Source organism: Paraburkholderia hiiakae (assembly GCF_904848665.1).
Lineage (GTDB): Bacteria > Pseudomonadota > Gammaproteobacteria > Burkholderiales > Burkholderiaceae > Paraburkholderia > Paraburkholderia hiiakae.
This window is the reverse complement of sequence record NZ_CAJHCQ010000007.1, coordinates 380,367-388,194: the sequence shown is the minus strand read 5'-3', so window position 1 is coordinate 388,194 and position 7,828 is coordinate 380,367. Positions and strand designations below refer to the sequence as shown.

Annotated in this window: 7 protein-coding genes; all 7 read right to left on the bottom strand. The window is 65.4% G+C overall.

What is annotated here, in order from left to right; translation table 11 throughout:
- Positions 1-146 (bottom strand): FAD-dependent oxidoreductase (locus JMY28_RS16685; RefSeq protein ID WP_201697014.1); only part of this gene is annotated, 146 nt, incomplete at its 3' end.
- A gap of 43 nt (positions 147-189) precedes the next feature.
- Positions 190-1,980, bottom strand: coding sequence for an acyl-CoA dehydrogenase (locus JMY28_RS16680; protein WP_201697013.1), 1,791 nt, complete (start codon positions 1,978-1,980; stop codon positions 190-192).
- A 232-nt stretch (positions 1,981-2,212) separates the two neighbouring features.
- On the bottom strand, positions 2,213-3,217 hold the full coding sequence (locus JMY28_RS16675; RefSeq protein WP_201697012.1) for an AraC family transcriptional regulator: 1,005 nt from the start codon (positions 3,215-3,217) through the stop codon (positions 2,213-2,215).
- A gap of 121 nt (positions 3,218-3,338) precedes the next feature.
- Positions 3,339-5,333, bottom strand: coding sequence for an acetoacetate--CoA ligase (locus tag JMY28_RS16670; protein ID WP_201697011.1), 1,995 nt, complete (start codon positions 5,331-5,333; stop codon positions 3,339-3,341).
- 165 nt (positions 5,334-5,498) lie between these two features.
- Positions 5,499-5,753, bottom strand: a complete 255-nt coding sequence (locus tag JMY28_RS16665; protein WP_201697010.1) for an RNA-binding protein — start codon at positions 5,751-5,753, stop codon at positions 5,499-5,501.
- 86 nt (positions 5,754-5,839) lie between these two features.
- Positions 5,840-6,661: a polyphosphate kinase 2 gene (ppk2, locus tag JMY28_RS16660; RefSeq protein ID WP_201697009.1), complete on the bottom strand. Its 822-nt coding sequence runs from the start codon at positions 6,659-6,661 to the stop codon at positions 5,840-5,842.
- 134 nt (positions 6,662-6,795) lie between these two features.
- Complete coding sequence (locus JMY28_RS16655) at positions 6,796-7,239, bottom strand: PRC-barrel domain-containing protein (RefSeq protein WP_236596892.1); 444 nt, start codon at positions 7,237-7,239, stop codon at positions 6,796-6,798.
- Positions 7,240-7,828: the final 589 nt, after the last annotated feature.

The following is a 7,828-nucleotide window of genomic DNA, read 5'->3' as shown; positions in this document are numbered from 1 at the left end:
ACGCCGATTTCAGCGCCTTTCTCCGCGGCCAGCTGCTTCAGGCGGATCGCGGCGGACAGCCCGGCGGGGCCACCACCCACGATCACCACGTCGTATTCCATCGACTCGCGTGGACCGTATTGCGCAATCAGATCACTCGACGACATATCCTCTTCCTTGCTTGCTAACTGAGCGCCCTAAGCCGCCCGATCAAAACTGCACTTCGCTCAGCGCGAGCACGCCAGCATCGCCCTTTGCGGCCAGGATCGACGTCTCGAGGCCGCTTGCCTGCGCGAGAATGTGCTCGGCATAGAACTGCGCGATCGCGATCTTTGCGCCGTGGAACTCGGCGTCGTTCGCGAGTTCGCGTTGCGAGACGAGCAGCGCGCGCGCCATTTGCCAGCCGCACAGCACGATGCCCGCGAGCTTGAGATACGGCACGCTGCCCGCGAACACCGCGTTCGGGTCGCTCTTGACGTTCGCGATCACGTACTCGACGACATTCGCCAGTGCGCGCGCGCCCTTCTCCAGTTGCTCGCGCATCGATGCCGCCGCCGCGCCGCCGGCCTGGCCGAGCTCCTCAGCAGTCCGAGCGATCTCGCCAAGCAGTGCCTTGGCAACCGCGCCACCGTCGCGCACCGTCTTGCGGCCGACCAGGTCGTTCGCCTGAATCGCCGTGGTGCCTTCGTAGATCGAGAGAATGCGCGCGTCGCGGTAGTACTGCGCTGCGCCGGTTTCCTCGATGAAACCCATGCCGCCATGCACCTGGACGCCGAGGCTCGTCACCTCGTTGACCATTTCCGTGCTCCAGCCCTTCACGACCGGCACGAGGTATTCGTAGATCGCGAGATTGCGCGCGCGCACTTCAGCGTCGGGATGGTAGTGAGCATTGTCGCTATAGGCGGCTGCGACATACGCGAGCGCACGGGCGCCTTCGGTCATGGCGCGCATCGAGCCGAGCATGCGTCGCACGTCCGGGTGATGGATGATGGTGGCCGACTCCTTGAGCGAGCCATCGACGGGGCGGCTCTGCACACGCTCCTTCGCGTACGCCACGGCTTTCTGGTAGGCGCTCTCGGCCACGCCGACGCCCTGCATGCCGACGCCAAAGCGCGCCGCGTTCATCATGATGAACATGTATTCGAGGCCGCGATTCTCCTCGCCCACGAGATAGCCAATTGCGCCGCCATGGTCGCCGTATTGCAGCACGGCCGTCGGGCTCGCCTTGATGCCGAGCTTGTGTTCGATCGACACGCAATGGACGTCGTTGCGCGCGCCGAGCGAGCCGTCTTCGTTCACGAAGAACTTCGGCACGACGAAGAGCGAGATGCCTTTCACGCCTTCGGGCGCGTTGGGCGTGCGCGCCAGCACGAGGTGAACGATGTTCTCCGCCATGTCGTGCTCGCCCCACGTGATGAAGATCTTCGTGCCGAAGACCTTGTACGTGCCGTCGCCCTGCGGTTCGGCGCGCGAGCGCACGAGTGCGAGGTCGGAGCCGGCTTGCGGCTCGGTGAGGTTCATCGTGCCGGTCCATTCGCCGGAGATGAGCTTCGGCACGTAACGCGCCTTCAGCTCGTCGCTGCCCGCGGTGAGCAGCGCCTCGATGGCGCCGTCGGTCAGCAGCGGGCACAGCGCGAACGAGAGGTTCGCCGCGTTGAGCATTTCGATGCAGGGCGTGGCGATCAGCTTGGGCAGCGCCTGGCCGCCGAACTCGGACGGATGTTGCAGACCCTGCCAGCCACCCTCGACATACTGGCGGAACGCCCCAGCGAAGCCCGGCGTTGCCGTGACCTCGCCGTCGCGCCAGCTGCTCGGCGTGCGGTCGCCTTCCACGTTCAGCGGCGCGATGACTTCGCCGGAGAGCTTCGCGCACTCGTCGAGCACGGCCTGCGCGGTGTCGAAACCAGCGTCTTCGAAACCCGGCAGGGTCGCGATGGCGTCGATGCCGGCGAGCTCTTTCAGCACGAACAGCATGTCCTTGACGGGGGCGTTGTAGCTCATGATCGGTCTTTCCAGTTACTCAGGGGTCGAATGGATGCGCCGCCGGGCCAGGGTTACCTCTGTGGCCACCTTGCGGCAGTACAGGACGAATCGTAGCGGCAATCGGTCGCCGTACCACTGTCCAAACCGGACCACATGGTGACAATTCTGGCCACGCTGTCGGCTGCTGTGCCCACCCATCATGGGTGGGCGTCCCCGCTTTGTGCCGGGCGACGCTCAGCCGCCCGGTCGCTCAGCCGCGACGGCGGTAGGTGCCGGGCGTGCTGCCCGTCCAGTGGCGAAAGGCACGATGAAAGGCGCTGGGATCGTCGAAACCCAGATCACCACCAATGGCCGCGATCGTGTCCTGGGTGTCAGTGAGGCGCTGGATCGCCACGTCGCGGCGCAGCTCGTCCTTGAGCGCCTGGAAAGTGGTCTCCTCCGCGGCGAGGCGCCGGCAGAGCGTACGCACCGAGCAGTGCAGGCTTTCGGCCGCCGCTTCGATGGTCGGCAGATCGGGCAGTTGCGCGGCGAGGTACTGACGCACGTTGTGGCTCACGAGCTGCTCGCTGAAGGTCTCGAAGATCCAGTCGCCGGGCGAGCGGGCGAGAAACGCGCGCAGGTTGCGCTTGCTCTGCCGGATCGGCATGTCGAGATAGGCCGCGCTAAAGCGCATCAGCGTAGCCTCGCAGCCAAAGCGCACGGGCCCATGGAAGAAGTAGCGGTGATCGAGCGCATGCGGTGGCTGCGCACAGGCGAAATCGACTTGCAGAAGCGGAATGCGCTGGCCGATCAGCCAGGAGCACACGCCGTGCGCGAGTTTGAGCGTCAGTTCCTGCCCGAGCGGCCCGATCGCGCCGTACGCTGAATTGGCACGTAATGCCACCTGGGCCACGAGCCCCTGGCGGCGCGATTCGAGCCGGAAATCGTCGAGCACGATATGGAAGAACTGGTCGAAGCGATGCAGCGCCGTTTCGAGGTTGCGCGCATCGAGCAGGCTCAGGCAGAGAAACTTGAGCGTGCCGCTGCGCAGCGGCCGGCTAAAGAAGCCGGGCATCTCGTCGTCGAGTTCGATGGCGAGCGTCTGGTAGAGCGTGGAGAACTGCTCTTCCGTCACACGGCCACCCGGCTTGGCGAGCAGTTCCAACGCGATGCCCGCCTCGTTGAGATAGCGGCGGATCACGGTGGGCTCGGCACCCGCGCCGGCGAGAAAGCCGTTGACGAGCGAGATGGGAACGGTGGCGCTAGGCGATGGCATGCGTTGACGATGGGAGGCCGCGGAAACGGACAGACATAGGTGTCAGCCCGCGCGCCATTCTAATTCGGCGCGGCTAAAACGGCGCTGCCGCGCCCCGAAGTCCTGGGCAGCCGGAAGCCGCTTACTGCACCCCGCCCCTCGCCCGCGCAAAAGCCGCAAACCACGCGAGACTTTCCGGGTTGACCATGGTGTCCGGATTGGCCACTTTCTCGAGCGGCTGCCCGAGCAGCAGCCGCTTGATCGGCACCTCCATCTTCTTGCCCGAGAGCGTACGCGGAACGGCCTCTACCTGATGAATCTCGTCGGGCACGTGACGCGCCGAGAGCGCCTCGCGCACGCGCGCGCGAATGCGCTGCGCGAGCGCGTCGGTCAGCTCGACGCCAGGGCGCAACACCACGAAGAGCGGCATCGACGAAGCGCGTCCCAGGTACTCCAGATCGACCACGAGGCTGTCCAGCACCTCGGGCACCGACTCCACCGCGCGATAGAGCTCGCTCGTGCCCATGCGAATGCCGTGGCGGTTGATGGTGGCGTCCGAGCGACCGTAGATGATCGCGCCGCCCCTGGGGGTGATGCACAGCCAGTCGCCGTGCCGCCAGATGCCGGGAAACATGTCGAAGTAGCTTTCGCGGTAGCGCCGGTTCGCTTCGTCGCGCCAGAAGTAAAGCGGCATCGAAGGCATGGGCGCGGTGCACACGAGCTCGCCGACTTCGTCGATGCGCGCGTGCCCCGCTTCATCGAACGCCTCGACTCGCGCGCCAAGGCATCGGCACTGCATTTCGCCGAGATAAACCGGCAAGGTCGGCACGCCGGCAAGGAAGCAGCCCGCGAAATCCGTGCCGCCCGAAATCGCGTCGATCCACACCGGTCCCACGTGCTCGAGTATCCATGCATACGCTTCGGGCGGCAGCGGCGAGCCGGTCGAGCCGACCGCGCGCAGACGCGAGAGATCCGCCGCCGCACGCGGCTCGACACCGGATTTGAGGCACCCCTGGAAATACGCCGCCCCTGCGCCGAAGAACGTGACGCCCGTCTCGCCCACAAAGCGCCAGAGCGCCTGCGCGTCGGGATAGGTGGGGTTGCCGTCGTAGAGGCAGAGCGTCGCGCCCGCGAGCAGGCCGCCCAGCTGGCAGTTCCACATGATCCAGTTCGTGCTGGCGTACCAATGGAAACGGTCGCCAGGGCTCAGGTCGAGGTGCAGCGCAGTGAGCTTCACGTGCTCCACCACGATGCCGCCGTGCGAATGCACGATGGCCTTGGGCATGCCCGTCGTGCCCGACGAATAGACGATCCATAACGGATGATCGAACGGCACGTTCTCGATTTGCAGCGGGACGTTTCCAGCGATTGCGTCGCGCCACGCCGTGGCGTGCGGGTACTCCTGCACGTTGGCGTCCGTGTCCAGCTGCGGGACGAACACGAGATGCGCCACGCTCGGCAACTCGCGCAGCAGATGGTGAATCAGCTCGCGCCGGTCGTGCGGCTTGCCGCCGTAGCGATAGCCGTCCACGGCGAACAGCACCTTGGGCTCGATCTGCCGGAAGCGGTCGAGCACCGCGAGCGGTCCCATGTCGGGCGAGCACACCGACCAGATCGCGCCCACGCTCGCCGTGGCGAGAAATGCCACAACGGTCTCGGGCGTGTTCGGCAGGAAGGCCGCCACACGGTCGCCCCGCGTGACGCCCATGCGCCGCAGCGTGGCCGCGCAGGCCGCCACCTGGCGGCGCAGTTCCGCCCAGCTCAATTCGCGCGTGCGCCCAGCCATCGGGCCGCTCTCGCTGCGCGAAACGATCGCGGGCCGCGCGTCGCTCGCAAGCTGAAAAGCCCGTTCGACGTAGTTCAACTCGACGCCGGGAAACCAGCGCGCGCCGGGCATTCCGGCATCGGCGAGCGCCGCGCCGCGCGGCTCGCGCGAGGGAATCTGCGCCCAGTCCCACAGCGCGCACCAGAAAGCGTCGACGTTCTCGACGGACCAGCGCCATAGCGCGTCGTAGTCGTCGAACGCGAGACCGCGCGTATCGCCGAGCCACTTCATGAACTGGGTGATGCGGGCCGCTTCGACCTGCTGCGTCGTCGGCGTCCAAGCGGGAGGGGATGCGGGGAGCGTTTCGTTCATCTCGTTGCGCGGGCGCTTGCGGGTTCGTCTGACCAAATGGTGCCGGAGCCGGTGCGCCTCGAACAATTCAGGGAAACCAGTGGAAGCTGTCCAACCGCGCTTGCTGACGACGATCTCTGCTAACGCGTTTGCCGCACAAATAGAGCGTTGTGTGTTTGTGCCCGCCTACTCCTCGCGTGCCGGCGGCATGACCTGAGCGCTGATGGTGTGCTCGCGCCAGAACAGGTTGTTAATGCGGCCCTGCAACCTGCGCAGGCCCTCTTCGCTCGCGGCGTGGAAGGTGAGCAGCGCGCTGGGACGCCCCGCGCCCTCGATCCGTTGAATCGCGTCGTACGGCGGAAAACCGTAGCGCTCCAGAAACTCGTTGATTTCGGCGTCCGTGACGTGTTCGTCGATATTTCCCAGCAGCAGATCGGCCATGGTCTACCCCTCGTGAGCGTTCAATCTGGATGATAGTGTGGTTTGATCCGACGTGACGAGAAGCCGCGCCGGATGGCGCGCGCCGCTCAGTACTTCTCCTGCACGTACCGGTAGGGATAGTCCGGGTCGCGGTAGCCTTGTGCCTTCTGACGCTCGGGCAGCGTGACCTTCTCGCGCGGCAGCGCCTTGTAGGGAATCGTGTTCAGAATATGGCTGATGACGTTCAGGCGCGCACGTTTCTTGTCATCGGATCGGACAACGAACCATGGGGATTCCGGCGTATCCGTCATGTCGAACATCTCGTCGCGCGCACGTGAATAGTCGTACCAGCGGCTATACGACAGGAGGTCCATCGGCGAAAGCTTCCAGATCTTGCGCGGATCGTTGATGCGCCCTTCGAGGCGCCGGGTCTGCTCTTTCTGGCTCACTTCGAGCCAGAACTTGATGAGGATCGTGCCCGAGTCGATGATGGCGCGCTCGATGAGCGGCACGCCGCGCAGGAATTCCGTCGCCTGTTCCTGGGTGCAAAAGCCCATTACGCGCTCGACGCCCGCACGGTTGTACCAGCTACGGTCGAACACCACGATTTCACCGGCAGCGGGCAGCATCGGCAGGTAACGCTGGAAGTACATCTGCGACTTCTCGCGCTCCGTGGGCGCAGGCAGCGCGAAAACGCGAAACACGCGCGGGCTCACCCGTTCGGTGAGCGCCTTGATCGTGCCGCCCTTGCCTGCGCCGTCGCGGCCTTCGAACAGGATGCATACCCTCAGGCGCTTCTGGACCACCCACTCCTGCAAGCGAACGAGTTCGCCATGCAAGCGCTCGAGTTCCTTTTGATAGGCTTTTTCGCTGAGCTTTTCCGCCGGCTCCGCTGCGCTCGCGCCCTTGCCTTCCTCTTTCTTCGCCATTGAATTCCTCCCGCTTCAGACGCCTCCCACGAGGCATCCATCCACTATGGTGTGTGGACGAGGGGCGCGCAATAGGACTTTGGACTAAGGCAATCGCCGTCTTGACCTTCGGCAATCACGCTCGCGCGAGAGCGTCAATCGTGCGCATAGTTGAACTCGGGCAAGGCCTTTAGCTGCGCCTTGTCGGTCTGCAGTACGATCTGTTTCCTGTCGATGCGCAGATCGTTGAACGGCACGGCCACGAGATGCTTGCCCATGCCGAGGAAGCCGCCCACCGAGAGAATCGCGAAGGCGCCTTCATTCGGCGACTCGAGCACGATGTCGTCGATCGCGCCGATCTTGCTGCCGCTACCGTCGTAGACATCGGAGCCCACGAGCTTCGAGGCGCGAAAGCCGGTGCCCGATTGCACTGTCGCCATGCGCTGCACGGCGATCGATTGCGGTGCGCCCTGCGCGAACGCGGCAGACGGCGCACCCAGAGCGCAACCTAACGTGCACCCAAACGCGACGACGAGCGCAGAGGCGCGGCGGCAAGCCAGGCCACGCATATTCAGCGGGCGATTCGATTGTGTCGTCATGGTATCCCTCTCCCTTGTGCGAATGCACGGTGAATACCGCGCAAATGCAAGCGCTGTGCCCGGCAACCTCACGCCTGCGTGAGCCAGTGCTCGATCAGCGGCCCACATTCGCCATAAAGAGGATCGCTCGCGGGGTGGTAACGCCTGCATGGCGCGCAATTCCGCCAAGCTCCTCCAGTACGAAAGGACGATGTGAGCCCGCGAGCGAGGCCGCAAAGTTCGACGTGAGATGACTGCAAAGGTCCTGCGCGGATAGCAGCAACCTGCGTACCGGGCGGCCGAGCGGCCCCGCGCGCGCTGCGCGGCACGGCGCTTGCGGTCCGCCGGGCAAATGGATACGCGCGAACGCGGTGCCGCAACGCATCGGGCTCACGCTTCGCGCATCCCGGAGAGGTCTATGCGTTCGAATTTCCTTCTCGCCGCCCGTTTTCTACGCGGTCCCGAGGCCCATCTGCCGACCGAGGAGCCCGAAAATCCGCGTCGTCCGCCGGCGCCTCCAGTGCCGGACGTCGAGCCGCCGCCGGTGCCCGAAGGCGATCCGCCGTCTGAAGCGCCACCCGAGCGGCTGCGGTAACGCCCCTGCGCCACG